Source organism: Cyanobium sp. BA20m-p-22 (assembly GCF_024346275.1).
In the GTDB taxonomy this organism is placed as follows: Bacteria; Cyanobacteriota; Cyanobacteriia; order PCC-6307; family Cyanobiaceae; genus Cyanobium_A.
This window is the reverse complement of record NZ_JAGQCQ010000001.1, coordinates 1-24,375: the sequence shown is the minus strand read 5'-3', so window position 1 is coordinate 24,375 and position 24,375 is coordinate 1. Positions and strand designations below refer to the sequence as shown.

General features: G+C 66.4%; 26 protein-coding genes and 1 riboswitch. Of the genes, 9 read left to right on the top strand and 17 right to left on the bottom strand.

Annotation, left to right across the window (positions count from 1 at the left end):
- Positions 1-4: 4 nt before the first annotated feature.
- Together KBZ15_RS00130 and KBZ15_RS00125 are read left to right on the top strand one after the other, a co-directional pair.
- Complete coding sequence (locus KBZ15_RS00130) at positions 5-1,174, top strand: glycosyltransferase family 2 protein (protein ID WP_255012360.1); 1,170 nt, start codon at positions 5-7, stop codon at positions 1,172-1,174.
- Positions 1,175-1,198: 24 nt separating this feature from the next.
- On the top strand, positions 1,199-2,707 hold the full coding sequence (locus KBZ15_RS00125) for a glycosyltransferase family 39 protein (protein ID WP_255012358.1): 1,509 nt from the start codon (positions 1,199-1,201) through the stop codon (positions 2,705-2,707).
- A 40-nt stretch (positions 2,708-2,747) separates the two neighbouring features.
- On the opposite strand, the gene thiC is transcribed toward KBZ15_RS00125, so the two are convergent.
- From thiC to ruvB, 6 genes are all read right to left on the bottom strand, one after another.
- Entirely contained in the window at positions 2,748-4,130 is a 1,383-nt protein-coding gene (gene thiC, locus KBZ15_RS00120) for a phosphomethylpyrimidine synthase ThiC (RefSeq protein ID WP_255012357.1), read from the bottom strand.
- A 42-nt stretch (positions 4,131-4,172) separates the two neighbouring features.
- A riboswitch (TPP riboswitch) is annotated at positions 4,173-4,290 on the bottom strand.
- Positions 4,291-4,315: 25 nt separating this feature from the next.
- On the bottom strand, positions 4,316-4,906 hold the full coding sequence (locus tag KBZ15_RS00115) for a HEAT repeat domain-containing protein (protein ID WP_255012354.1): 591 nt from the start codon (positions 4,904-4,906) through the stop codon (positions 4,316-4,318).
- Entirely contained in the window at positions 4,903-5,121 is a 219-nt protein-coding gene (locus KBZ15_RS00110) for a DUF3188 domain-containing protein (RefSeq protein WP_197153201.1), read from the bottom strand. Before KBZ15_RS00110 ends, KBZ15_RS00115 begins: the two co-directional genes overlap by 4 nt.
- Positions 5,118-6,338, bottom strand: coding sequence for an amidohydrolase (locus KBZ15_RS00105; RefSeq protein WP_255012352.1), 1,221 nt, complete (start codon positions 6,336-6,338; stop codon positions 5,118-5,120). Before KBZ15_RS00105 ends, KBZ15_RS00110 begins: the two co-directional genes overlap by 4 nt.
- 42 nt (positions 6,339-6,380) lie before the next feature.
- On the bottom strand, positions 6,381-7,136 hold the full coding sequence (locus KBZ15_RS00100; protein ID WP_255012388.1) for a tetratricopeptide repeat protein: 756 nt from the start codon (positions 7,134-7,136) through the stop codon (positions 6,381-6,383).
- A gap of 16 nt (positions 7,137-7,152) precedes the next feature.
- Complete coding sequence (ruvB, locus tag KBZ15_RS00095; RefSeq protein WP_254929879.1) at positions 7,153-8,211, bottom strand: Holliday junction branch migration DNA helicase RuvB; 1,059 nt, start codon at positions 8,209-8,211, stop codon at positions 7,153-7,155.
- Positions 8,212-8,273: 62 nt separating this feature from the next.
- On the opposite strand from ruvB, the gene smpB reads away from it, so the two are divergent.
- Positions 8,274-8,771, top strand: coding sequence for an SsrA-binding protein SmpB (smpB, locus tag KBZ15_RS00090; RefSeq protein ID WP_254929880.1), 498 nt, complete (start codon positions 8,274-8,276; stop codon positions 8,769-8,771).
- Between the two features lie 27 nt (positions 8,772-8,798).
- Here the strand turns inward: smpB and KBZ15_RS00085 are convergent, their stop codons facing one another.
- Together KBZ15_RS00085 and KBZ15_RS00080 are read right to left on the bottom strand one after the other, a co-directional pair.
- Positions 8,799-10,799 carry a protein kinase domain-containing protein gene (locus KBZ15_RS00085; RefSeq protein ID WP_255012349.1) on the bottom strand — a complete coding sequence of 667 codons (2,001 nt, stop codon included), beginning with the start codon at positions 10,797-10,799 and terminating at the stop codon, positions 8,799-8,801.
- Positions 10,799-11,800, bottom strand: a complete 1,002-nt coding sequence (locus KBZ15_RS00080; protein WP_197153172.1) for a cysteine synthase A — start codon at positions 11,798-11,800, stop codon at positions 10,799-10,801. The genes KBZ15_RS00085 and KBZ15_RS00080 overlap by 1 nt, the downstream gene beginning before the upstream one ends.
- Positions 11,801-11,881: 81 nt before the next feature.
- Between KBZ15_RS00080 and egtB the strand changes: the two genes are divergently transcribed.
- The 4 genes from egtB to KBZ15_RS00060 are packed head-to-tail and all read left to right on the top strand — an operon-like array spanning position 11,882 to position 14,821.
- On the top strand, positions 11,882-13,090 hold the full coding sequence (egtB, locus tag KBZ15_RS00075) for an ergothioneine biosynthesis protein EgtB (RefSeq protein ID WP_255012346.1): 1,209 nt from the start codon (positions 11,882-11,884) through the stop codon (positions 13,088-13,090).
- A 25-nt stretch (positions 13,091-13,115) separates the two neighbouring features.
- Positions 13,116-14,087: an L-histidine N(alpha)-methyltransferase gene (gene egtD / locus KBZ15_RS00070; RefSeq protein ID WP_255012341.1), complete on the top strand. Its 972-nt coding sequence runs from the start codon at positions 13,116-13,118 to the stop codon at positions 14,085-14,087.
- 21 nt (positions 14,088-14,108) lie between these two features.
- Complete coding sequence (locus KBZ15_RS00065) at positions 14,109-14,345, top strand: hercynine metabolism small protein (protein WP_255012339.1); 237 nt, start codon at positions 14,109-14,111, stop codon at positions 14,343-14,345.
- Positions 14,342-14,821: a hercynine metabolism protein gene (locus KBZ15_RS00060; protein WP_255012337.1), complete on the top strand. Its 480-nt coding sequence runs from the start codon at positions 14,342-14,344 to the stop codon at positions 14,819-14,821. The genes KBZ15_RS00065 and KBZ15_RS00060 overlap by 4 nt, the downstream gene beginning before the upstream one ends.
- 137 nt (positions 14,822-14,958) lie before the next feature.
- Here KBZ15_RS00060 and KBZ15_RS00055 read toward each other — a convergent pair whose 3' ends face one another.
- The 7 genes from KBZ15_RS00055 to KBZ15_RS00025 all read right to left on the bottom strand — a co-directional run bounded on the left by KBZ15_RS00055 (position 14,959) and on the right by KBZ15_RS00025 (position 21,405).
- The gene (locus KBZ15_RS00055; RefSeq protein ID WP_190388593.1) at positions 14,959-15,222 is read right to left on the bottom strand and encodes a hypothetical protein; all 264 of its coding nucleotides are present in this window, start codon (positions 15,220-15,222) and stop codon (positions 14,959-14,961) included.
- A gap of 44 nt (positions 15,223-15,266) precedes the next feature.
- Positions 15,267-16,808, bottom strand: a complete 1,542-nt coding sequence (gene lysS / locus KBZ15_RS00050) for a lysine--tRNA ligase (protein WP_255012336.1) — start codon at positions 16,806-16,808, stop codon at positions 15,267-15,269.
- 12 nt (positions 16,809-16,820) lie between these two features.
- Positions 16,821-17,609: a response regulator transcription factor RpaB gene (gene rpaB, locus KBZ15_RS00045; protein WP_197153451.1), complete on the bottom strand. Its 789-nt coding sequence runs from the start codon at positions 17,607-17,609 to the stop codon at positions 16,821-16,823.
- Between the two features lie 140 nt (positions 17,610-17,749).
- Positions 17,750-19,108, bottom strand: a complete 1,359-nt coding sequence (locus KBZ15_RS00040; RefSeq protein WP_255012334.1) for an ABC transporter substrate-binding protein — start codon at positions 19,106-19,108, stop codon at positions 17,750-17,752.
- A 4-nt stretch (positions 19,109-19,112) separates the two neighbouring features.
- Entirely contained in the window at positions 19,113-19,616 is a 504-nt protein-coding gene (locus tag KBZ15_RS00035; RefSeq protein WP_255012332.1) for a rod shape-determining protein MreD, read from the bottom strand.
- Complete coding sequence (gene mreC / locus KBZ15_RS00030; protein WP_255012330.1) at positions 19,613-20,353, bottom strand: rod shape-determining protein MreC; 741 nt, start codon at positions 20,351-20,353, stop codon at positions 19,613-19,615. Before mreC ends, KBZ15_RS00035 begins: the two co-directional genes overlap by 4 nt.
- A gap of 5 nt (positions 20,354-20,358) precedes the next feature.
- Positions 20,359-21,405 (bottom strand): rod shape-determining protein, encoded by a 1,047-nt coding sequence (locus KBZ15_RS00025; protein WP_197153144.1) that lies wholly within the window; start codon positions 21,403-21,405, stop codon positions 20,359-20,361.
- 126 nt (positions 21,406-21,531) lie between these two features.
- Between KBZ15_RS00025 and KBZ15_RS00020 the strand changes: the two genes are divergently transcribed.
- Positions 21,532-21,945, top strand: coding sequence for a single-stranded DNA-binding protein (locus KBZ15_RS00020; RefSeq protein WP_255012329.1), 414 nt, complete (start codon positions 21,532-21,534; stop codon positions 21,943-21,945).
- 124 nt (positions 21,946-22,069) lie between these two features.
- On the opposite strand, the gene ahcY is transcribed toward KBZ15_RS00020, so the two are convergent.
- Entirely contained in the window at positions 22,070-23,497 is a 1,428-nt protein-coding gene (gene ahcY, locus KBZ15_RS00015; RefSeq protein WP_255012326.1) for an adenosylhomocysteinase, read from the bottom strand.
- Between the two features lie 120 nt (positions 23,498-23,617).
- Between ahcY and tsaE the strand changes: the two genes are divergently transcribed.
- A complete protein-coding gene (gene tsaE / locus KBZ15_RS00010) occupies positions 23,618-24,085 on the top strand; it encodes a tRNA (adenosine(37)-N6)-threonylcarbamoyltransferase complex ATPase subunit type 1 TsaE (RefSeq protein WP_255012324.1) in 468 nt (155 codons plus the stop codon).
- On the opposite strand, the gene KBZ15_RS00005 is transcribed toward tsaE, so the two are convergent.
- A partial coding sequence (locus tag KBZ15_RS00005) for an NUDIX domain-containing protein (protein ID WP_255012322.1) occupies positions 24,086-24,375 on the bottom strand: 290 nt, incomplete at its 5' end.

Genomic DNA, 24,375 nt, shown 5'->3' with positions numbered 1-24,375 from the left:
GCCCATGGCAGCCGCCATGGGCTTTTCATTTGCACAAGTTGAAACCCACAAAGCCGTGCAAAGTGACGAAAGCATTCAGCAGACGAAAGCAACGATCGTTCTGCCCACGTATAACGAGAAAGACACCATATGCCCCCTCATAGGGCAGCTCATTGGACTCAAGAATAATTTCAGCCTGGAAATACTGGTTGTAGACGACGACTCATCAGACGGCACCGCTGAGCTGGTCCGCCAACTGGCTCGCGAAGAACCCTGCATACGACTAATCCGCAGGCTGGGGCGCTCAGGCCTGGCAAGTGCGATCAAGGAAGGGCTCATGGATGCCACCGGTGACGTGGCCCTCGTAATGGACAGCGATGGACAGCACGAGCCAGCTTCTGTCTACCAGGCCCTCCATACCCTGATCAGGGGGGATCTGGATCTTGTGATCGGAAGCCGTTTTGCCGCTAAAGCACAAATCATTGGGCTAAGCAACCGGCGCACAATGGGCTCAAACTGGGCAAACAAATGGGCCCGCCTGAGCCTGCCCGAGGCCTACGCCAATCTCAGTGACTATATGAGTGGCTTTTTTGCCCTGCGTCTAGATACAATAATTCCGGTGATTCGCGCCGTAGACGTAAATGGCTTCAAATTCCTATATGAACTTCTTGCGGTGAGTCGGGGCCGGTTGAAGACCGCGGAAATACCCTTGCAATTCCAACCACGCTGCCACGGCGAGTCAAAACTAGATCTGGCCGTTTTCTGGGATTTTCTGATCTCAATACTACACAGTTTAAGCCTGAGAATTATACCCCGAAGGGCCATTAGTTTTGCCTTGGTTGGGGCCAGTGGAGTAGCTGTTCAACTCCTAACAACCCAGCTACTGGTGGGCGGATTTGGGATGCTGTTTCAGCAAGCCCTGCCCTTTGCGGTGATGACATCGGCGTGCTCAAACTATCTAATCAACAATACGCTCACCTTCCATTTCCAGCGCCTTAAAGGGGCGGCCCTTTTTAGGGGGCTGCTAAAATTCTCACTGGTGGCATCTCTTCCCGCAATTGCAAATGTAGGGCTGGCCTCTGGTTACTATAATCTTATCGCCAAAGATGCCCTATTTGCCCAGCTGGCCGGAATCCTGGTTGTCTTCGTATGGAACTACGCCGCCAGCAGCCGCTTCGTGTGGAATACTCCATAAAGGTAGCCAAACCAAAGGGCGCAAATGACAAAAAAAGCGGCTTTTCTTCTATTTAGTTTCACGGCCCTAAGGCTCCTGCTTGCATTTGTGTGGCCAGCAGGAATAGATGAGGCCTATGCGATATCCATCTCACCCGACTGGTCCCTTTCCTACTTCGACCATCCTCCGGCAGTCTTTACGATCGCAGGCCTTGCCCATTTGGCAAGCGGCAGCAATTCAGCCAGCATTCTGCGCATTCCATTTGTGCTACTTGGAACGGCAAGTGCTTGGCTTATATACGATATAACCCGGAGAGCCTACGACTGCTCAGCTGCTTTTTGGGCCCTGGCCTGGTATTCAATCGCTCCGTTCTTCCTGATCTCAGCTGGCCTATTTGTAGTGCCTGATGGGCCCCTTAATTTCGGCCTATTGGCGACCCTATGGATTCTGCTGCCAGGCATACTTGAGCCGAAATACAAACTAGAACCATTTCGATATGGGGCGGCAGGCATATTCTTAGCGATCAGCCTAGCATCTAAATATCAGGCAGTCGCCTTCGCGGCCTCAATCGGTATTTTTACCCTTTTAAACAAAAAGAACAGGGCATGGCTCCGCTCTCCAGCAATATTTACAACCATAATCATTGGCCTGGCCGGCCTAATTCCCATACTCATTTGGAATGGCTCCCACGATTGGATATCCTTTGGCTTTCAATCAGGCAGGGCTGGCAACGCCGGTCTCCAGCTTTTCCCACTGAACTTTCTTACGATCGTGGTCGGCCAGATGGCCTATCTGTTGCCGGGCACTTGGATAGTGGCAATGGCTTGCTCACTAAAAGGCGTTTCCAAAGCGAAGTCGCCCGCCGATTCCCTATTCAGCTGGTTGACCATAGTTTTGCCGCTGGCCTTCCTGTTAATCGCACTAGTGAGCGAGCGCTCCCTGCCCCATTGGTCGATGGGGGGCTTTCTTTTCGGCTTCCCGCTTGTAGGCCAATGGACCTCAAGACAAACTCAAACCCATCTCATTCTTATTAAAAAGGTGTGGGCAAGCGCCGCCCTACTCCTCTCGATTGCGGCCATAGGCGTAGGCCTTCAATTCAAGGATGCGATCTTTACAAGAGCCATATTTAAGGAGCCCCCATCCATAGATCGCAACTGGCAGCTACAAGACTGGGGTTCCCTGCCCAAGCTCTGGAATGATTTCGGCAAGCCAGCCAACATTGTCACCCGCAGCTGGATGGTTGGGGCAAAGGCTGGCTACACCTTGGGCCCAAGGGCAAAGATCCTCCCCCTTAACGACCCCCGCCATTACCAATTCATGGCCGCCCCCAACCAATCAGGATATTTAGCAATCGAACCAATTGATCCACGGATCAACGAGAAAGAGGCGATTAAGGCCTTCTCAGATTTACTTGCATCAAATGGCTGGGTGCCCCAGGGAGAGCCCGCAATCGTCGTACAAAGAAGCCAGAACTACTCTCGCTTTAAAATAATAGGAATAGGTGTTCGCAGGGCCGCTGGCAGCCAAGGAGCGGGGCTAAATCGCAACGGCTGATCAATGCGACTTAGGCCCCAAACCCACCTCGCCCCTTCGCTTAGACAGCCGCGGCCTCGCCCGCTTTTTGCTCCGCCAGCACCTGTTCAAGCCCAGCTAGATCCTCGTCGGTGATCTTGGTCTGCATCGGGCAGTGCTTGGGGCCGCACATCGAACAGAACTCTGCCTGTTTATAGATATCGGCGGGCAGAGTTTCGTCGTGGTATTCGCGAGCCCGCTCCGGATCAAGCGAGAGGTCGAACTGCTTGTTCCAGTCGAAGGCGTAGCGGGCGCGGCTGAGTTCGTCGTCGCGGTCGCGGGCACCGGGTCGGTGGCGGGCGATGTCGGCGGCGTGGGCCGCGATCTTGTAGGCGATCAGGCCCTCGCGCACATCCTCGGCATTGGGCAGGCCAAGGTGTTCCTTGGGGGTGACATAGCAGAGCATGGCCGTGCCATACCAGCCGGCCATCGCCGCGCCGATGGCGCTGGTGATGTGGTCGTAGCCGGGGGCGATGTCTGTAACCAACGGGCCGAGCACATAGAAGGGCGCTTCGCTGCACTCCTCCATCTGCTTTTTAACGTTGAACTCGATCTGATCCATCGGCACATGGCCCGGACCCTCAACCATCACCTGGATGTCGTGCTCCCAGGCGCGGCGGGTGAGCTGGCCGAGGGTTTTGAGTTCAGCCAGCTGGGCGGCGTCGGAGGCGTCGTGCTGGCAACCGGGCCGCAGGGAGTCTCCAAGGGAGAAGCTGCAGTCGTAGCGCTTGAAGATTTCGATGATGTCATCGAAATGGGTAAACAGGGGATTCTGCTTGTGGTGATAAAGCATCCACTGGGCCAAAATCCCGCCGCCACGGCTGACGATCCCGGTGAGGCGGCCCTTCACTAGCGGCAGATGCTCAATCAGCAGGCCGGCATGAATCGTTTGGTAGTCAACGCCCTGCTGGCAGTGCTTCTCGATGATGTGCAGGAAGTCGTCGGCGTCGAGCTTCTCAATCGAGCCATGCACGCTTTCCAGCGCCTGATAGACGGGCACCGTGCCGATCGGCACCGGCGAAGCGTTGATGATCGCCGTGCGCACCTCATCGAGATTGACGCCGCCGGTGGAGAGGTCCATCACCGTGTCAGCGCCGTATTTCACCGCCAGGCGCAGCTTGGCCACCTCCTCATCGAGATCGGAGGCATTGGGGGAAGCGCCGATGTTGGCGTTCACCTTGCAGCGGCTGGCGATGCCGATCGCCATCGGCTCCAAATTGAGGTGGTTGATGTTGGCCGGGATGATCATCCGCCCCCGAGCCACCTCCTCCATCACCAGCGATTCGGGCAGGTTTTCCCGCTTGGCCACATAGGCCATTTCTTCGGTCACCACGCCCTGGCGGGCATAATGCATCTGGGAATAGTTCGCGGTGCCGCGACGCTTCTCGATCCAGGCGCTACGCATGTGGGGCTGCAGATAGGGCGGGGCGCAGCCTGAGAGTGGTTTCACAATCCAGTTCCACTTCCCTGCGCCGGCATTACCCGGATCAGGTTCGGAGGGTGTGATCTCAGCCCGGTGCTGCACAGCTGATTAGGCCGGCAGCGGGGCACCCCTAGTGACATGCGAAACCTAGCAAGGCTGTAACCGGTTTAGCCCTGTAACCCGTTAAACGCCGCGGCCACCACCCGGTGATCGGCGTCAGTCTGGAGCTGCTGCAGCAGGGCACGGGCCTCCCCATCACCGTGCTCCCGCACGAGACGGCCGAGGATCTCGGCTCCGCCCACCCGCACGGTGCCATCGGCATCGGTGATCGCCAGCGACGCCAGCTCCAGCAGCCAGGCCGGATTGATTTCGGCCTGTTCGGCCAGGGCCGAGAGGATGCTGCAGCGCACCAGCCACTGCCGATCGGCTGCAAACAGCTGAAGCACAAGGGGCCAGGCCCGTTCCAGCGAATGGCTGACCAGGGAATTGGCTGCTTCAGCCCGCACATTGGCGTCCTCGTCGTGCTGGGCGGCGCCCACCAGGGCCTGCCAGCCGGCCTCGCTCTGCTTCACCCCGAGGCCGGCGCAGCTGAGCGAGCGCACCATGAAAACCTCCTGCTCCAGACCCAACAGCAACAGGGGCACGGCCTCTTCAACCGGCATCTGCCGCAGGCCCGCCAGGGCCGGCATGGCCCGGCTGGGATCGCCGGAGGCGATCGCCTCACGCAGGGCAGCGAGATCGGGCGAAGGGGTGTTCATTGGGGGCCATCCTGGCCCAGGGCCGCCAGCAGGTTGCGGCGGCGGCGGCGCCAGCCCAGCAGACTCGTCCCCAGCAGACCCGTTCCGATCAACAGGGCGGGCAGGGCCGGCAGGCGATCGACACCGCGGCGCTGCAGCAAAACCAGCAGGGACATCAAAATCAGCAGGGGGGAAGAGAGGGCCAGCAAACCCCTAAGCAGGGGCCGGTTCCTCATGGCCGCTGCTCCATCCAACGCAGCAGGCTCAGGGCGAGCACCCGTACGCCCACCGGCAGGGCCGCCTCGTCAGGGGCAAAGGAGTTGCTGTGCAGAGGGGCACAGCCCGCCGGCCCTGCCACCCCGAGTCGAAACATGGTGCCGCGGGTGTCCTCCAGCAGCTGGGCAAAGTCTTCAGCGCCGAGGGAGGGCTGCTCGAGCCACTGCACCTGGGAGCGGCCCAGCAGCTCCACCGCAGCAGCTGCCACCAGCTGGGTGAGGGCTGGGTCGTTTTGCACCGGCGGCGAGATGCAGCGATAGCTCACCCGCGCCTCGCCACCGTGGCCCCGGCAGAGGGCCTGCACCGTGTCTTCAATCCAGCCCGGCAGCTGGGCATGCACCTCGTTATCGAGGCAGCGCACCGTACCCAGCAGGCGCACATGGTCGGCGATCACATTGAAGGCCTTGCCGCCCTCGATGCGCCCGAAGCTCACCACCACCGGATGCAGGGCATCGAGGCGGCGGCTGATCGCCTCCTGTAGGCCACTCACCACCCGGGCCGCGATCCAAATGGCATCGGTGCTCTGGTGGGGCCGGGCGCCGTGACCGCCCTCACCCAGCACCTCCACCTCCAGCTCCCCCGCGGCCGCCGTAAGGCTGCCGCTACGCACGCCGATCGTGCCCACCGGCAGGCTTGGGAAGACGTGCAAACCAAACAGGCCCTCCACCCCGTCCATGGCCCCGTCGGCCCTCATCCAGGCCGCCCCCTGGGCCGTCTCCTCGGCGGGCTGAAACAGCAGCCGCACCCGGGCCGTGAGCAGGTGGGGCTGGCGCTGCCACAGCCCCCCCAGCAGGTGGGCCACCCCCAGCCCCACCGCAGTGTGCAGGTCATGGCCACAGGCATGCATCAGGCCCTGTTGGGTGGAGGCGTAGTCGAGGCCGGTGCGCTCCTCCACCGGCAGGGCATCCATGTCCACCCGCAGGGCCACCAGCGGCACCTGGAGGCCCGCCGGGCCCAGCTCCGCCAGCACGCCAGTGCGGCCCACCCCCTCGCGCACATCCCAGCCCCAACGGCGCAGCTCACCGGCAACCAGCGCGGCCGTCTGCTGCTCGTGGCCACTCAACTCGGGATGGCGATGGATGTGTCGCCGTAGCTGAATCAGCTCCGGCAGCACCTCTGCCAGGGCGGCCTCGAGGCCGAGCTCTTGCCAATTCAACCTGCAGGGTGTGGCTGTCATTCGTAGGCCGTCATGCGGGGGCCTTCATTCGGGGGCAGTCATTCAGGAGCCCAGGGCAAGGAATTGGGCTAGAGCTTCGACCGGCACGGGGGGCCAGCGCCGCGTCGATCGCAACCATTCTTGCTGCCGGTAGCGCGGATCGAGACCGGAGGCCGCAGCCCAGTTGCTCTCGGCCTCACCGCTGGCCCCCTTTTGCCACAGCAGGGCGGTGAGAGCGGCACGGGCATCGGCAAACAGTGGGTAGCGGCGGATCAGGTTGCGCAGCTCCCGCTCGGCCCCAGCTTTGTCTCCGAGTTGGAAGGCGGCCAGGGCGGCACTGGAGCGGGCCATGGCAAAACCAGGCCGGGCCAGGGAAGCCGCCTCAAAGCAGCGGCGCGCTTCCTGCCAATCGCCCAGGGAGCCATGCACGTTGCCGAGGTTGTAGAGGGCCGAGGCCCGCGGTTCGCCCGTGTCGCTGGGGGCCCGCTCCAGGATCCAGCGGTAGTCGGCCTCGGCGGCGGGCCAATCACCCAGGGCCTCCTCGGCCGTACCCCGGTTGAGATGGGGATCGGGGCTCTCGCTATCGAGGGCGATGGCCTTGGTCTGGTCGGCAATGGCCGAGCGGGGATCGCCCAGGGCCAGCAGCACGTTGCCCCGGTTGCTCCAGGCCGCCGCATCGTTTGGGGCCACCTCCAACACCTGGTTCCAGAGGGGCAGGGCCTCGGCGAAGCGCCCCTCCCGGCTGGCACTGAGGGCCTGGTCAAAGAGTTGGGGCAGCAGCAGCTGCACCCCCAACAGCAAAGCCAGCAGGGTGGAGATCACGAGCGGAGCCCGCTCATGCCGCGGCTCCGGCCGGCCAACCCAGGTGGCTGCGACCCGCCAAGGTGACCAGCCGGCCCCGCGGCGTGCGCTGCAGAAAGCCCAGTTGCAGCAGGTAGGGCTCGACCACCGCTTCGAGGGTTGCGGAATCTTCGCCCAGGCCCGCCGCCAGGGTGTCGAGGCCCACGGGCCCCCCGCCATAGGCCTCCAGCATCAGGGTCAGCAGACGCCGATCGCTGGCATCGAGGCCCCGATCGTCGACCCGATGCAGGCTGAGGGCCTCGGCCACCAGCGCCGGGCCGATGCGGCCATGGCCGCGCACCGATGCCACATCGCGCACCCGCCGCAGCAACCGATTGGCGATGCGGGGGGTGCCGCGGCAGCGTCGGGCCACCTCCAGAGCGGCGTCGGCCTCGAGCGCGATCTGGAGCAGGCCAGCGGCCCGCTCGACGATCGCCTGCAGGTCGTCGATGCCATAAAACTCCAGCCGCTGGATCAGGCCAAAGCGATCCCGCAGCGGAGAACTCAAAGCGCCGGCCTTGGTGGTGGCCCCCACCAGGGTGAAGGGCGGCAGCTCCAGGCTGCGGGTGCGGGCGGTGGTGCCCTTGCCCACGGTGAGATCGAGGCGGCAGTCTTCCATTGCCGGGTAGAGGATCTCCTCTGCCACCCGGTTGAGCCGGTGGATCTCGTCGATGAACAGCAGCTCATGGGGCTGCAGGTTCACCAGCAGGCCAACGATGTCGCGGGGGCGCTCCAGGGCCGGCGCACTGGTGATGCGACAGCGCACCCCCAACTCCTCGGCCAGCACCAGGGCCATGGTGGTTTTTCCCAGACCCGGCGGGCCGTAGAGCAGCACGTGGTCGAGGGCCTCCTGGCGGGCCCGGGTGGCCTCCACGGCGATGGCCAGCACCTGCTTGAGCTCGCTCTGGCCGATGTAGTCGGCAAGGCGCTTGGGGCGCAGGCCGTCTTCCCGGGCGATCGGCCCAGGCCCGGCCCCGACCTCGCCGACCACGGGGGTGGGATCCACCAGCCGCGGCTGGGAAGGCTGCGGGGATCCCGAGGAAACGATGGCCATGCAGCGAGGGTACCGGCAGCTCCCTAGGGTCGGAAGGTCCAGGGGAAGGATGCGGAGCAGCGATGGCAAAGGGCGGGGGCAAGAAAAACGCCAAGGCCCAGCGTGATGCCGCCAACAAGCTGCTGGCCGACAACCGTTTCGCCCGCCACCAGTACGAGATCCTCGAAACCCTGGAAACGGGCGTTGAACTGCTGGGCACGGAGGTGAAGTCGATCCGGGCCGGCCACTGCAACCTGCGCGACGGCTTCTGCCTGATCCGCAAGGGGGAGCTGCAGCTCCACAACGTGCACATCTCCCCCCACACCCATGCCGGGGCCTACTTCAACCACGAGCCCCTGCGGGTGCGCAAACTGCTGGCCCACCGGCGCGAGATCGAAAAACTGCGGGTGGCCCTCGATCAGAAGGGCCTCACCCTGATCCCCCTCAACCTGCACCTCAAGGGGTCCTGGATCAAGCTCACCATCGGCCTGGCCAAGGGCCGCAAGCTGCACGACAAACGCCACGAGGAACGGCGCAAGCAGGACATCAAGGACGCCAAGGCGGCCATCGCCCGGCTCTGAGTCGGGGCGCGGCCTGCCCGACTGGAATCAATTGACTGGCGGTTGCACCGGCGGCGGCGGGGCGACGGCAGGCGGTGCGGGAGCCGGCCCGGGCTGGAGCTGGGGCCGCTCCAGCTGGTCCGGCGGCGCCGGGGATGAGGGCTCGGGGGCGGCCGGCGGCGGGGCCACCTGGGGCAGGGGCGGATCCGCCCGCAGGGAGAGGGTGATCAGGGCCGGAGCCACACCCTCGTTCGTGACCAGCAGCTGGACCGGCGAGCGTTTCTGCGCCCCCAGGCTCACCACCCGCAGGGGCCCCTTGGCCTCCAGCAGGTCGCCATCGGGGCCGAAGACACTCATCTGCATCAGCGGCGAGCCATTCACCCCCAGCACCAGCCGATAGCCGGCGGGCAGCCGCACGGGGAAAAGGCGGGCCCCCCCGGCCTCCACCTGGGCCGAAAGCACCCGGGTTTCCAGGGGCTGGGCCTGGATCGCCTCGATCTGCACATTGGCCAGACCCTGCTCGGCTGCCGCATACCAGAGCTGCCGGAAGGGTTCAGCCGGGATGTCGGCGCCGGGCCGGCCCGGCAGCAGGTTCTGGGCACTGCCCGAAACCAGCTGGCGCAGCACCGCGGGGCTGAGCCCCTGGCTCACCAGGGACTGCTGGCGCCGCTCCCAATCCCCATTGGTGTAGCTGCCGAGGCGGCGGCGGATGTCAAGGGGAAGTTGCTCCACCCTGGCCAACCACTCCTCGGCAAGCTCGTTCCACACCTTGCGCAGGGGAGCCTCCTCGAGGGAATCGCCCGGCAGGCGACCACCCCGCTCAGGAAACTGGGCGAGCAGGCTGGCATCCACCAGCTTGAGAAACCAGCCCCGGTCAATCTGCAGGGCCCGTAACCGGTTGAGCAGCTGCTGGCGCTGGTCTACCTCCGCCGGCGGCAGGCTGGTGGGCAACTGCAGGGCCGCATCGGGGGTGGTCAGGGCCACCCGACCGCGGCTCAGCCACCACCAACCCAAGGCAGTGCCGACCACGGCCGAGAGCACCAGGGCGATCACCACCGGCCAGATACCGCCCTCGGCGGCCTCCTCCCGCTCCTCGAGCCGGGTGCGCGGGGCGGCGGCTGGGGCTGGGACTGGGGCCGGTTCGGGCTGGGGTGGCGGAGCGACCAGCACGGGCAGCACCGGCGCCGGCGCCGCTGGGCGTTCGGTCACCGGTGGTGGCACCAGGGCAACGGTGCTGTCGGCCCGGGGCACCGGGCCCGTGCTCTCAGGCATGGCCAGGGCCTGGAAAGCTGCCAGGGCCTTGGCCGCAGAGGCAAAACGCTCCCCCGGCTGGCGCAACAGCAGGCGGCTGATCTGGGCCTGCAGCTCGGGTTGGCCGGCCAGGGTGGCAGGCCAGCGCCAGGCAAGGCTGACCGGATCCAACAGCCTGGCGGGCCCCTCACCACTCAGCAGCACCAAAGCCACCACGCCAAGGGCATGCAGATCCATCCACGGCTCGCTCTGGAGCAGGTGGGTGCGCTCCGGCGGGGCATAGCCAGGGGTGGCCTGGGCCGCACCAGCCACCGAGCCGAAATCAATCAGCACCGGCAGGCCATCGCTGTCGCGGCGCAGCAGGTTGGCGGGGCTGAGGTCGCCGTGCACCAGCTCCTGGCTGTGCAGCACCGCCAGCACCGGCAGCAGCTGGCGCAGCAGCAGCAACACCTCGCCGGCACCAAACACCAGCTGCCGTGCGGCCCGGGCCTCGAGCAGTTGCTGGTAGGTGCGGCCTCCCTGCCATTCGCGCACCAGCCACAGCCCCTCGGCGGCCTCGATCGCCGCCCCCATGCGCGGCACCTGGGGATGGAGCACCCCCTGCAACCGGCCCCAGCGCTGACGCGCCATGGCCAGATCGATTTCCCGCCCCAGTAGGCGCAGGGCCATCGGCGCCTCTGCCGCCAGCAGGTCGCTGGCCCGCCACAACTCCCCCTGTACTTCAGCCCCGCTGCCCAGGCTGAGGCGCTCTTCCAACCGATAACGCTCGCCGATCAGCTGACCCTGCTGCGCCGCCATCAGCCCACTCCTGCCAGGCAGCGCTCAGGTTGACGCAGACCCTTGGCCGCGAGCCAGTCGGCTTCATAGAGCCGCGACCGGTAGCGGTCGCCGCTGTCACACAACACGGTGACGATCGTGTGGCCGGGGCCCAGACGCCGGGCCGTCTCCACCGCCGCGGCCACATTGATGCCCACCGAGCCGCCCAGGAATAGGCCTTCGCGCCAGAGCAGCCCGTAGATCGTGTCGAGGGCGGCCTGGTCATCGATGCGCACGGCATCATCAACGGGGGATCCCTCCAGGTTGGCGGTGACGCGGCTGTTGCCAATCCCCTCGGTGATCGAGCTGCCCTCGCTCACGAGCACTCCATCGGTGGCCCAGCTGTAGAGGGCACTGCCATGGGGATCGGCCAGGACGCAGCGCACCGCCGGGTTCTGCTCCTTGAGGTAGAGGGCCACGCCGGCGTAGGTGCCGCCGGTGCCGGTAGCCGCCACCCAGGCATCCACCCGACCGCCGCTCTGCTGCCAGATCTCCGGCCCGGTGGAGTTGTAGTGGGCGCGGCGGTTAGCCAGGTTGTCGAACTGGTTGGCCCAGACGGCGCCGGGGGTCTCCGCGGCGATGCGGCCCGAAAGCCTCACGTAGTTGTTGGGGTCGCGGTAGGGCACCGCCGGCACCGTGCGCACCTCGGCGCCCAGGCTGCGCAGCAGGCCGATCTTCTCCGCCGACTGGGTGTCGGGAATCACGATCAGGGCCCGGTAACCGCGGGCATTGCAGATGTGGGTGAGGCCGATGCCGGTGTTGCCGGCCGTACCCTCCACCACCGTGCCGCCGGGCCGCAGCAGCCCCTGCTCCTCCGCCTCCAGCAGAATGCCCAGGGCAGCGCGGTCCTTGACCGAGCCCCCGGGGTTCATGAACTCGGCCTTGCCGAGGATCTCGCAGCCGGTGAGCTCACTGGGGCCCCTGAGCCGGATCAGGGGCGTGTTGCCGACGGCGCCCACGAACCCCGAAGTGATGCCGGCCATGCCCACGTGCTGTGCGTGGCGAGATCGTAGGCAAGCCCTCTAGGGTCAGACCTGATTTCAGCCCGAATTGGCGGCAGCGGGATGGGACAGGAGCTGGCGGCGCGGTACATACGGGGACGCCAGCAGAGCCTGGCCCTGGTGGCCCCCCTGCAGCCAGAGGACCTCTGCCTGCAGGGGATGGCCGACGCCAGCCCGCCCAAATGGCACCTGGGCCACACCACCTGGTTCTTTGAGCAGTTTGTGCTGCGGCCCCAGCTGGAAGCTGGCCTAGCGGGGGCCTATCAACCAGCTCCCGAGACCTGGAGCTTTATTTTCAACAGCTACTACGACGCTGTCGGCGCACGCCACCCCCGGCCCCAGCGGGGCCTGCTGAGCCGCCCGCCCCTGGCCGAGGTGCTGGCCTGGCGGGCGGAGGTGGATGGGGCCGTGCTGGCCCTGCTGGCTCAGCTGGATCAGGGTGCCCCCCAGCTGGAGCTGGTGGAGCTGGGCCTGCAGCACGAGCAGCAGCACCAGGAGCTGCTGCTGATGGACCTGCTCGATGGCTTCAGCCGCAACCCCCTGGAGCCGGCCTATGGCCGCGAGCCGGAGGACGCCAGCCCCAGCCTGGCCGGGGAGCCCGAGCCCCCCTGGCTGGAGCACGGCGGCGGCCTGGTCGAGATCGGCCACTCCGGCGGCAGCCTTCATTTCGACAACGGCTTTCATTTCGACAACGAGGCGCCCCGCCACCGCCAGTGGCTGGAGCCTTTCGCCATCGGTAGCCAGCTGGTGAACAACGGCGCCTATGGGAACTTCATTTCCGACGGCGGCTACCGCAGGGCCGAGCTGTGGATGAGCGAGGGCTGGGCCGTGGTGCAGGAGCGGGGCTGGCAGGCGCCGCGCTACTGGCGTGGGGGAGATGAATTTGGCCTGGCAGGCCGCCAGCCGCGGCGGGCGGAGCAACCGGTGCGCCACCTGAGCTGGTTTGAGGCCGACGCCTTCGCCCGCTGGGCCGGGGCCAGGCTACCCGGCGAGGCCGAATGGGAATTTGCCGCCACCAGGGGGGGCCTGCCGCAGGCCTTCGGCCTGCTCTGGCAGTGGACCGCCAGCCCCTACCGGCCCTATCCAGGTTTCGTTCCGGCCTCCGGTGCGGTGGGGGAATACAACGGCAAGTTCATGAGCTCCCAGATGGTGCTCCGCGGCAGCTGCTTCCTCACCCCCAGCGGCCACGAACGACCCACCTACCGCAACTTCTATCCGCCGGCGAGCCGCTGGATGGCGGCGGGTCTGCGCCTAGCCCGTGATCTCACCTGATATTTCGCCAGATATGCCTCCAGATATGTGTCCAGAGCAGCAATCCCAGCTGATCAACCTGCATCCACCGGCCGCCGACATGCGCCGCCTGGTGGTGGCCGGCATGGAGCGCCACCCCCGCCAGTTACCGGCCTGGCTGCTCTACGACGCCGAGGGTTCCCGCCTGTTCGAGGCGATCTGCGAGCAGCCCGAATATGGCCTGACCCGCACCGAAACGGCCCTGCTACAGGCCCGGGCCCCTGAGCTGGCGGCAGCCCTGGGCCCGGGGGTGCTGGTGGAATTCGGCGCAGGCAGTGCCCGCAAGGTGGGGCCCTTGCTGGAGGCCCTGGGGCCGCCGGCCTACGTGGCCCTCGACATCAGCCCCCACCACCTGGAGGTCGCCTGCCGGGAGCTGCAGGCCCGCCATCCGGCGGTGCCCGTGCTCGGCATCTGCTGCGATTACAGCCAACTGCAGCAGCTGCCAGACCACAGCCTGCTGCGGGGCGAGCGGCGGCTGGGCTTCTACCCGGGCAGCTCAATCGGCAATTTCAGCCCGGTTGAGGCGAGCTTGCTCCTGGCCCAACTGCGGGGCCTACTTGGACCGGGGGCCCGGCTGCTGATCGGCATCGACCAACCCAAGCAGGTGACACGGCTGGAGGCCGCCTACAACGATGCCGCCGGGGTTTCCGCCGCCTTCGCCCGCAACCTGCTGGTGCGGCTCAACCGAGACCTAGCCGGCAACTTCGATCCCCAGGCCTTCAGCTACAGCGCCCGTTGGCAGCCCGAGCACAGCCGCATCGCCATGGCCCTGGTGAGCCGCAGCGCCCAGAGCGTGCAGCTGGCAGGCCGCAGCTGGAACTTCAGCCCAGGGGAGGAGCTGATCACCGAATACAGCTTCAAATACACCCCAGAAGCCTTCCTGGCCCTGGCCTCCAGCGCCGGCTGGCAGGGCGCCGGCCGCTGGAGTGATCCGCGGCACGACCTATCCCTGCACCTGCTGGTGACGCCAGACTCCTGATCCCAGACCCCAATCACAACCATGGGCCGCGAAGAACAACGGGCCGCCATGCGCCAGGTGCGCGAGGGACTGATCAGTGAATTGGAGGAGCTCTACCGCAACGCCTTTGACCGGATCGGCAACCAGGACCTGGGCGAAGGGGCGATCGCCCGGCTCACCCAGCTGCTGCTGCGCTCCCGCGAAGCGGCAATAACGCCGCTGCAGCAGGAAATCGAGGCCCCCCTGATCACCACCCCAGCTGGGCAGCCAGCACCATGAGCAGCTCGAGCTGGTTGGATCAGCTGGAGGCGCGGCTCGACCAGCAGCTGGAGGCCTTCCTCGCCGCCAACCCCAGCCAGGAGGCCCTGCTGGAGGAGCAGGGAGCGCGCGATCGCCAGGCCCGGCTGGTGGGTCAGCGACGCCAGTTGCAACGGCAGGCGGAACAGGAGCGCCAGGCCCTGCTGCAACTGGCCGACGAGATTCGGCGCTGGCAGGAGCGGGTGGTCAAGGCGCAGGCCGCCGGTGCCACCGCCCTGGCCGAGCGCGCCAAGGCCCACCAGCAAGGCCTGATGGAGCAGGGCCGCCAACGCTGGCAACAGCTGGGCGAGCTGGGGGTGAGCTTCGCGGCGGTGGAGCGCGACCTGCGCGACCTCGACAGCCGCTCGCGCCCGCCAAGGACCTCCAGCCTGGAGCAGGACTGGGCCGCCTTTGAAGCCGACCAGGCCCTGGAAGAGCTGCGGCGGCAGCAGCGCTGAAGATGCGGGGCCACCGCCCAGGCGGGTTTTCCGGCGGGGGCGGCCAAATTCGGTGTCTCCTCAATTCCGTACAGGCTGTACTGAAGCTGGGAGAGCCCACAATCACGGCCGCTGGAGCTGATCGAACCTGCTTGGGTTCAGGCCTTGGGAGCGGGCGGCACCAGGCTCACCCCTTCCGGTGGTGGGGTGGGATCGGGATCGGCGATCAGCATGTGTTGCAGAACTATTTCCGGACGTTCGCTGTCGCGCCAACGGATCCGGTAGGCAGGCATCTTGGTGCCTCGACTGGTGGTCTGCTCGACGGGCTCCATCACCCAGCCCCGACGAGAACGACCCTGGGGATTGCGCTTCACCACAGCGTCCGCGTGTTTGAAGCGAAAACCGACGCGCTCGCCACTCATGGAATCGTTGGCCCCCAGATGGGGCAGATTGCCTACTGGCGCAATTATCCCATTGTGGCCGGCCGCGCCTCAGGGCGCAGCAGCGGGAAGGCGATCACATCGCGGATCGAGGGGCTGTCGGTGAGCAGCATCACCAGCCGATCGATGCCAATCCCCAGACCCCCGGTGGGGGGCATGCCCACCTCCAGAGCCTGGAGAAAATCCTCATCCACCGCCTGGGCTTCCAGGTCGCCTGCCGCCCGACGGGCCTGTTGGGCCTCCAGGCGCTGGCGCTGGTCCACCGGGTCGATCAGTTCGCTGAAGGCATTGGCAGTCTCGCGGCCGGCGATGAACAACTCGAAGCGCTCCACCAGCCCCGGCTTGCTGCGATGGGCCCGGGCCAGGGGTGAATTCTCCACCGGGTAATCGAGCACGAACGTGGGCTGGATCAGGTTTGCCTCGACCCGCTGGTCAAAGGCTTCCACCAGCAGGCGCCCCACCGAATCGGCCAGGGCCGGCACCTCCAGCCCCTGGGCGGCCATCGCCGCAGCCGCCTCGGCACGGCTGCTGAAGGAGTTGAAGTCGAGCCCGGTGGCGTCCTGCACCAGCCCGTGCATGGTGGCCCGCCGCCAGGGGGGGGCCAGATCGATTGCCGTGCCCTGGTAGCTGATCAAGGTGGTGCCGCACACCTGCTGGCACACATGGGCAAGCAGCTGCTCGGTGAGCAGCATCATGTCGGTGTAGTCGGCGTAGGCCTGGTAAATCTCCACCGAGGTGAACTCGGGGTTGTGGCGGGTGCTCACCCCCTCGTTGCGGAAAATCCGGCCCAGCTCGTAGACCCGCTCAAAGCCCCCAACCACCAGCCGCTTGAGGTGGAGCTCGGTGGCGATGCGCAGGGTGAGGGGCAGATCGAGGGCGTTGTGGTGGGTTTCAAAGGGCCGGGCGTCGGCACCGCCGGGCACGCTCTGCAGCACAGGCGTTTCGATCTCCAGAAACTCGCGCTCATCCAGCCAGCGGCGCATGGCGCTCACCGCCAGGGCCCGACGGCGGAAGGTTTCTCGAGTATGGGGCGACACGATCAGATCGAGGTAGCGCTGGCGGTAGCGCTTCTCCACATCCGCCAGGCCATGCCACTTATCAGGCAGGGGCTGGAGGGATTTGCAGAGCATGCTCCAGCTCTTGAGCTTCACCGAAAGCTCGCCCCGGTCGGTGCGCCGCAAGCTGCCGACGACGCCGATCAGGTCGCCGGCATCTACCAGGGAAGTGAGGTGGGCGAAAGCACCGGGTGGGGGCGCATCAGGAGAGGCCGCATCAAGGGTGGCCTTCTCGATGAAAAGCTGAATCGAGCCGCTCTCATCGGCCAGGGTGAAGAAGGCCAGCTTGCCCATCACCCGACGGGTCATCACCCGGCCCGCAACGGACACCTCAACGTCCCGCTCCTCCCCATTGGCCAGATCCAGGTGGGCCTGCTGCAGAGCAGCGGCGCGATGGGTGGGCTCAAAACGCAGACCGTAGGGGCCCTGACCCAGGGCCGCCAGGGCGGCAGCTTTCTCGAGACGGGTCTCGCGCAGATCCGACAAGGCAGGCAGGGGGCTGAAGCGACCCATCCTGCAGGAGCGTCAGCTGCTCGCCGCCAGAGTCAATTCGGCCATCCGCTGGGAGGCATAGCCGGTGCCCCGCACCGTGAGGATCAACTCGGGGTTGCGGGGGTCGGGTTCGAGCTTGCCGCGCAGGCGGGCCACATACACATCCACCACCCGCAGATCGGCGGCCCGGCGGGGGGGATAGCCCCAGAGCTGCTCAAGGATCTCAGCCCGCGGCACCACCCGACCCGGCTCCCGAAACAACAGCTCGAGCAGGCTGAATTCCGTGTAGGTGAGGCCGATGCGCTCCCCATCGCGGGTCACCTGGCGGCGGTTGGTGTCGACCACCAGATCGCCGACGCGCAGAACCCCACTGCCGCTTGGAACCTCCCGGGGCTCGGCCGCTGCGGAACCCCGACCCACCCGGCGCAGGATGGTGGCGATCCGGGCTTCGAGCTCCTTGGGGCTGAAGGGCTTGGGCAGGTAGTCATCGGCGCCGAGGTCCAGCCCGGAAACCCGCTCGGCGATCGCATCGAGGGCCGAGAGAAAGATGATTGGCACGCAGGACTCGGCCCGCAGGCGGCGGCAGACGGCGAAGCCATCCAGCTTCGGCAGCATCACGTCGAGCACGATCAAATCTGGCTGCTCCTGGTGAAACAGGGTCAGGGCCTCCTCACCATCCTCGGCGCAGATAACCCGGTAGCCCGCCAGCTGGAGGCGCATCACCAGCACCCGCCGCACGGCCGCCTCGTCGTCCACCACCATCACGGTGGCCCTGGGCTCAGCCTGGGAATCGCCGGTACTGGGCCTGTCCTCCAAGGGCATGGGCGAAGCGCCGAGATGAAGAATCGCAACCATACCCCTAGGCGCGTCCCCCGGTCATCCCCCAGAACCCCGCCCCTGGAGCCACTCTGACTACTTTTAAGGATTTCTACAGAAACAGACAGAACCTGGAAACCCTGATATCAGCCCCAGCGGGCCCGGGCGTAGCGGTTCCACTCATCGGCAGCAGTGGCCAGGGCGGCATCACTGTCCACCTGACCCAGCATGGCCCGCTGCAGCTGGGTGTAGACGATCGCCTGCAGCCGCTTCACCCCTGGGCTGGCCGGCACCAGCACCCTGGCCCGCCGCAGGGTCTGGGCCGAGAGCAACCGCGCCCGCAGCACCAGGGACTCCTGGCCATTCGGCTGGGCAGTAGCCCCCGCTGGGCCCAGGGCAGCCTCCAGCGAGGCCTCCAGCTGCTGGAGCGCCACCTGGTTGGAGGGCAGCACCCTGGCCTGCTCGGCAAAGGCCAGCTGGTTGGGGCCGTTGGTGAGAAAGAGGGCGAAGCGGGTCGCCTCGGCCGCCAGGGCGCTCTGCCTGGGCACGACCAGGTTCATCACGGCCACGTTGGCCTCACCGCCGGCCCCGCTGAGTGGCACGTAGGGAGCCGTCACGGCGGCGATCCCCGGGGCGTTGGTCTGCAGGTTGCGCAGGAAATCGGGGCCGGTCGCCACCTGGGCCAGGTCACCCGATTGGTAGAGCTCAATCGCCCGCCGGTAGCCCTGGCTCACCACCTCGCGGGGCAGCAGGCCGCGCCGGTAGAGGTCGCTCCAGAAGGCGAAGGCACGCCGACCCGCCGGGCTGTTGAATGCGGCCCGCTGCTGCCCGTCGAGCAGTTGCACCCCCATCTGCACCAGGATCTCCAGCAACTCGGCGGAGTCGTCGGGCACGACGGTGACAAACAGGGCGTAGCGGCCGGTGCGACGGCGAACCGCCTCCGCATAGGCCGGCACCCCACTCCATTGGAGGGGCGGGGCGGCATAGCCGGCGCGCTCCAACAGCCGGCGATTGGCCATGCTGATTCGGGCGGTCAGATACCAGGGGATGGCGAACTGCTCGGCCGAAGCCCCTACCCCCTGGCGCCCCGCCTCCCAGATCGCTGGCAGGTAGGCCCCGGCGGCTCCGGCGGGCAACACCTCGGTGAGGTCCCGCAGCCCCCCCTTGCTGGCCAGGTTGGCAGCGAAGGGGGGGTTGAGATTGACCAGGTCAGGGGCGGTGCGGGCGAAGACCGCAGCCAGCAACTTGCGTTCCACCGAGCTCCAGGGCACGTCGGTCCAGCGCACCCGGATGCCGGGGTTCTGGCCCTCCCAGGCCGCAATCAGCCCCAGTACATAGGCGTTGAACTTGGGGGCCAGGTCCAGGGTCCAGAAATTGAGCACCCGCCCGTCAGCTCCCCCGGGGCCGGGCCGAGCGCAGCTGCCCAGGCTCGCCGCCAGCAGGGCCGTTCCACTGCCCGCGCCGAGCAGTTCCAGAAATCGACGCCGGCCCAGCTCGCCTCCCATCAGCTCAGCTTCGCCCCCCCAGGGTCTGGCGCCGCCAGAGCAGCAGCTGGAGGGAACACAGAGGTGGTGCCAAAAGGGCCGTCAGCAGGGTCTGGGCCAGCCAGGTGTGCAGGGCGGGCAACAGGGGCCAGCCACCCGCCAGCAGGCTCTGCAGGAGCAGGCTGCCCCCCACCAGGGCCGCGCCGATCAGGGCCAGCAGGCCAAGGCTGAAACTGCGCTCGATCGGCGGGCCAAGGCGCCCCATCCGGCCCCACCACCAGCCCAACAGGGCCAGGGCTGGAATCTCACTGATCGGGCCCAGATGCAGGCCGTCAAGCACCAGACCCAACCCCAGGCCGGCCAGGGCACCGGACAGGGGTCCATCCACCAGCGCCCAGGGCAAGAGCCACAACACGGCCCAGGCTGGCGCCACCCCGGCGAGTTTCAACGGACCCGGCGAAGCCAGCACCAGCCAGGGCACCAGCAGGGCCGTGGCCAGGCACCTTCGGTGGCGGGTCAGCTGACTCACGGCACCAGCACCTGCACCCAGTCGACCGCATCCAGCGGGGCACTGAGCTGCACCACCGCATCGGTGGCCGGCACCGCCCGCTCATCGACTGTTTGGATCACCCCGACGGTGAGGTTGGGCGGGACCAGGGTGCTGGCCGGCGAGGTGACCACCACATCGCCGGGACGCACGCCGGGATCCTTCTCCAGAAAGCGCAGCAAGGGCCGGCTGGTGCCGATCCCCGTAAGTAGGCCGTGGCGCTGGATGCGGCCCACCCAGACCCCCACGCGGCTGCCCGGATCGGTGAGCAGAGCCACCGTTGCCGTGCTGGGGGTGACACTGGCCACCCGGCCGATCAGGCCCCCTGGTGCGGTCACGCTCATGCCTGGGCGGACGCCCTGCAGGGCGCCGCTGCCGATCACCAGCTGCTGCCACCAGCCCCCGGGTTGGCGGGAGATCACCGGCGCCGACACCATGCCCTTGCCGCCTGTCTGCAGCTGCAGCAGCGAGCGCAGCCGGCGATTGTCCACCTCCAACTGACTGAGCCGGGTTTGGCTGTTGAGAATCTCGGCACTGCGCAGCCACTCCCCCTGGGCGCTGCCAGGCCAGAAGGGCCGACTCAGCAAGGCGTAGGCGTCAGCAAAGCCAGCCCCCTTGCTGAGCCTCACGGCCAACAGGGCCAGCAACAGCAGCACCCAGGGCCAGGCCTGAAGAATCCCCCCCAGGGCGGGGAGGCGTTGCCGGCGGCCTGGCGGCATGGAGCTCAGACGGTCTGGCGGGCGAAATCAGGGGTATCGAGCACGCGCTCCAGCCGCTTGTAATCCTCAAGCACGATGCCGCAGCCATTGACCACGCAGAGCAGGGGGTCCTCGGCCACATGGGTGAGGATGCCGGTCTCGTGGCTGATCAGGTCGGTGATGCCCCGCACCTGGGCGCCACCGCCGGCCAACATGATGCCCCGATCGACGATGTCGGCTGCCAGCTCGGGCGGGGTGCGCTCCAGGGTGCGTTTAACCGCCTCGACGATCACGTTGAGGGGTTCGGCCATCGCCTCGCGGATGTCGCCAGCGCGCACGTTGATGGTGCGGGGCAGGCCGGAGAGCAGGTGCAGCCCACGCACATCCATCGAGGTGCTGTCGTGGGGGTCGTCGGGGAAGGCGGAGCCGATGCGGATCTTGATGTCCTCGGCGGTGCGCTCACCGACCACCAGGTTGTGCACCTTCTTGAGGTAGACGCCAATCGACTCGCTGAGCTCATCTCCGGCGACCCGCACCGACTCGCTGATCACGGTGCCGCCCAGGCTCAACACCGCCACTTCGGTGGTGCCGCCGCCGATATCGACGATCATGGTGCCCACCGGATCGGTTACGGGCAGGCCCGCACCGATGGCCGCCGCCACGGGTTCGTCGATCAGATGCACCTCCCGGGCGCCAGCGAGACCGGCTTCGCGCACGGCCCGACGCTCCACGCCGGTAACGCCACTGGGGATGCCGATCACCAGGCGGGGAGCCATGATCCCGCGGCCCTCGTTCGCCTTGAAGATGAAGGTCTTGATCATCTGCTCGGCCGCGTCAAAGTCGGCGATCACCCCATCTCGCAGCGGCCGCACGGCCCGGATGTTGCCCGGGGTACGGCCCAGCATCAACTTGGCCTCATTGCCCACCGCCAGGGGCACGCCCCGCTCGAGATCCATGGCCACCACGGAGGGCTCCTGGAGCACGATCCCCTTGCCTGACACGAAGATCAGCGTGTTGGCCGTGCCCAGATCAATGCCGATGTCCCGCGAAAATCGAAACCGACGAAAAAACACGGACGTCCGCCTGCAAGGGCTGAATCATAGGGGGGTGTTACAGACGGCCCGAACGGTGGAACTGATGAAAGGTGGCAGCCCAACCGGGTGCCCCATCATTGACTCAACAACACAGGAGACAGCGCCATGGGCGTCAATTCAATAACCCTCGTCGGCCGGGCCGGCCGCGACCCGGAAGTTCGCTACTTCGAATCGGGCAGCGTGGTGGCCAACCTCACCCTGGCCGTGAACCGCCGCAGTTCCGGAGACGAACCCGACTGGTTCAACCTGGAAATCTGGGGCAAGCAGGCCCAAGTAGCCGCCGACTACGTCCGCAAGGGAGCCCTGGTGGGCATCATCGGCAGCTTCAAGCTGGACCGCTGGACTGACAGGGCCAGCGGCGAGGAGCGCACCAAACCCGTAATCCGCGTCGACCGCCTGGAACTGCTGGGCTCCAAGCGGGACGCCGAAAATGGCGGCGGTATGGCTGGAAGTGGCATGGCTGGAGGCGGCTCCAGCTTTGGCGGCGGCTCCCCCAGCGAAGAGGAAGTGCCCTTCTGAGCGCCAGGCGCCAACAAATAGCCCTGCAGGCCAGGCTCCTGGCCTGACTGAGGTGGTGTGCTCCAAGCCCGCCGTTCGCACGCATGTGCGGGCGGGCGGATCACACCACCTCAGGCGGTACCCATCAGTAGCGGTAGTGCTCGAGCTTGTAGGGCCCTTGCACCGGCACGTTGATGTAGGCGGCCTGCTCGGCGCTGAGCTCGGTGAGCTTGACGCCGATCTTCTCGAGGTGCAGCCGCGCCACCATCTCATCGAGATGCTTGGGCAGCACATACACCTGCTTGTCGTACTGGGCACCCTTGCTGAACAGTTCGATCTGGGCCAGCACCTGGTTGGTGAACGAGTTGCTCATCACGAAGCTGGGGTGGCCGGTGGCGCAGCCCAGGTTCACCAGCCGACCTTCAGCCAGCAGGATGATCTTGTTGCCTGAGGGCAGCAGGATGTGATCAACCTGGGGCTTGATGTTGTCCCAGGGGTACTGCTTGAGCGAAGCCACGTCGATCTCGTTATCGAAGTGGCCGATGTTGCAGACGATCGCCTGATCCTTCATCTGGATCAGGTGCTCGTGGTTGATCACCTTGAAGTTGCCGGTGGCGGTCACGAAGATGTCCACATCGCCCACCACGTCGTCGAGGCGAACGACGCGGTAGCCCTCCATGGCGGCCTGCAGGGCGCAGATCGGATCGATTTCGGCGATCATCACGGTGGCGCCCAGGCCCCGCAGCGACTGGGCCGAACCCTTACCCACATCGCCGTAGCCCATCACCAGGGCCACCTTGCCGGCCACCATCACATCGGTGGCGCGCTTGATGCTGTCCACCAGGGATTCCCGGCAGCCGTAGAGGTTGTCAAACTTGCTCTTGGTGACCGAGTCGTTGACGTTGATCGCAGGGAAAGGCAGTTCGCCGGCCTTCTGCATCTGGTAGAGGCGGGCCACGCCGGTGGTGGTCTCCTCGGTGACGCCCTGGATGTTGGCGTAGATGCGGGAATAGAAGCCGCTCTGGGCAGCCAGCTTCTGGCGAATCGAGTTGAAGAGGGCCGTTTCCTCTTCATTGGAGGGGTTATCGAGCACCGAGGGATCACTCTCGGCCTTGGTGCCCAGCACGACTAGGCCGGTGGCATCGCCGCCGTCGTCGAGGATCATGTTTGGGGTACCGCCGTCGCCCCACTCGAGGATACGGTGGGTAAAGGCCCAGTACTCGTCAAGGCTTTCGCCCTTGTAGGCGAACACCGGCACATCGGCAGCAGCAATCGCCGCGGCCGCGTGATCCTGGGTGGAGAAGATGTTGCAGCTGGCCCAACGCACCTCGGCGCCGAGGGCCACCAGGGTTTCGATCAGAACGGCCGTCTGGATCGTCATGTGCAGGGAACCCGCAATGCGCGCTCCCTTGAGGGGCTTGTCGGAGCCGAACTTCTGGCGCAGGGCCATCAGGCCAGGCATCTCGGTTTCGGCGATCGCAATCTCCTTGCGGCCAAAATCAGCCAGGCCGAGATCGGCAATCACATAGGTGTTGGTGCTCTGCAGTGCAGGAGCCGTGGGGGTAGCCACCATGGGTTTTTACTGGGTGTACTGCTCGCTCCCGACTGGGAGGGCGTGGTTTGGAAATATCTGCGGAGACGCCGAGGCTTCGGGCTCGCTATCGACCAATCTACAGCTGTGTAATCAATTGCTGTGAGCCTTTACCTCGCCGACGCCGCCGCCACCTTGGCCTTCGGCCGGCAGCTGGCATCCCGGCTGCCCCCCGCCAGCACCCTGCTGCTGCACGGCGACCTGGGGGCCGGCAAAACCTGCCTAGTGCAGGGCCTGGCCGCCGGCCTGGGCATCGACGAACCGATCACCAGCCCCACCTTTGCCCTGGCCCAGCACTACCGGCTGGCGGGCATCAGGGGCCCAGCTGGCGACGCAACTGGTGGCGGGCTGGTGCACCTCGATCTCTACCGGCTGGACCTACCCGCCGCCGCCGATGAACTCCTCGCCCAGGAGGAGGAGGAGGCGCGCGCGCTCGGCGCCCTGCTAGCGGTGGAGTGGCCCGAGCGACTCAGCGGCCTACCTGCCAATTGCTGGCAGGTGCACCTCAACCTGGCCGACCCCCACAACCCCGATGCAGGGCGCCGGCTCGAGTTGAGCGCACCAACTTGATCAGGCCCGCAGCTGGAGCCGCTCCAGCAGGGCGGCAATGATCCGCCCATTGGCCGCCGGAAAGGGGTATTTGTCCAGCTGCTCGGGCCGCACCCAGAGCACCTGCTGGGAGGCCAGGGGCTGGGGCGCCCCCGAGCGCCAGGTGCACAGGTGCACCACGAAGCGCAGCCGCTTGGGGCCGTAGGCGTGCTCGATCACGACCAGCTCCTCGCCCACCTCCACCGCGATCGCCAGCTCCTCCTCCAGCTCGCGGCGAATGGTTTCGGCGATCGGCTCGCCGGGCTCCTGCT

Bases quoted from the DNA above. Each gene is read 5' to 3' on its own strand.
- KBZ15_RS00130 (WP_255012360.1), top strand. From the start codon at position 5: ATGGCAGCCGCCATGGGCTTTTCATTTGCACAAGTTGAAACCCACAAA.
- KBZ15_RS00125 (WP_255012358.1), top strand. From the start codon at position 1,199: ATGACAAAAAAAGCGGCTTTTCTTCTATTTAGTTTCACGGCCCTAAGG.
- thiC (WP_255012357.1), bottom strand. From the start codon at position 4,130: ATGCGTAGCGCCTGGATCGAGAAGCGTCGCGGCACCGCGAACTATTCC.
- KBZ15_RS00115 (WP_255012354.1), bottom strand. From the start codon at position 4,906: ATGAACACCCCTTCGCCCGATCTCGCTGCCCTGCGTGAGGCGATCGCC.
- KBZ15_RS00110 (WP_197153201.1), bottom strand. From the start codon at position 5,121: ATGAGGAACCGGCCCCTGCTTAGGGGTTTGCTGGCCCTCTCTTCCCCC.
- KBZ15_RS00105 (WP_255012352.1), bottom strand. From the start codon at position 6,338: ATGACAGCCACACCCTGCAGGTTGAATTGGCAAGAGCTCGGCCTCGAG.
- ruvB (WP_254929879.1), bottom strand. From the start codon at position 8,211: ATGGCCATCGTTTCCTCGGGATCCCCGCAGCCTTCCCAGCCGCGGCTG.
- smpB (WP_254929880.1), top strand. From the start codon at position 8,274: ATGGCAAAGGGCGGGGGCAAGAAAAACGCCAAGGCCCAGCGTGATGCC.
- KBZ15_RS00085 (WP_255012349.1), bottom strand. From the start codon at position 10,799: ATGGCGGCGCAGCAGGGTCAGCTGATCGGCGAGCGTTATCGGTTGGAA.
- KBZ15_RS00080 (WP_197153172.1), bottom strand. From the start codon at position 11,800: ATGGCCGGCATCACTTCGGGGTTCGTGGGCGCCGTCGGCAACACGCCC.
- egtB (WP_255012346.1), top strand. From the start codon at position 11,882: ATGGGACAGGAGCTGGCGGCGCGGTACATACGGGGACGCCAGCAGAGC.
- egtD (WP_255012341.1), top strand. From the start codon at position 13,116: ATGTGTCCAGAGCAGCAATCCCAGCTGATCAACCTGCATCCACCGGCC.
- KBZ15_RS00065 (WP_255012339.1), top strand. From the start codon at position 14,109: ATGGGCCGCGAAGAACAACGGGCCGCCATGCGCCAGGTGCGCGAGGGA.
- KBZ15_RS00060 (WP_255012337.1), top strand. From the start codon at position 14,342: ATGAGCAGCTCGAGCTGGTTGGATCAGCTGGAGGCGCGGCTCGACCAG.
- KBZ15_RS00055 (WP_190388593.1), bottom strand. From the start codon at position 15,222: ATGAGTGGCGAGCGCGTCGGTTTTCGCTTCAAACACGCGGACGCTGTG.
- lysS (WP_255012336.1), bottom strand. From the start codon at position 16,808: ATGGGTCGCTTCAGCCCCCTGCCTGCCTTGTCGGATCTGCGCGAGACC.
- rpaB (WP_197153451.1), bottom strand. From the start codon at position 17,609: ATGCCCTTGGAGGACAGGCCCAGTACCGGCGATTCCCAGGCTGAGCCC.
- KBZ15_RS00040 (WP_255012334.1), bottom strand. From the start codon at position 19,108: ATGGGAGGCGAGCTGGGCCGGCGTCGATTTCTGGAACTGCTCGGCGCG.
- mreC (WP_255012330.1), bottom strand. From the start codon at position 20,353: ATGCCGCCAGGCCGCCGGCAACGCCTCCCCGCCCTGGGGGGGATTCTT.
- KBZ15_RS00020 (WP_255012329.1), top strand. From the start codon at position 21,532: ATGGGCGTCAATTCAATAACCCTCGTCGGCCGGGCCGGCCGCGACCCG.
- ahcY (WP_255012326.1), bottom strand. From the start codon at position 23,497: ATGGTGGCTACCCCCACGGCTCCTGCACTGCAGAGCACCAACACCTAT.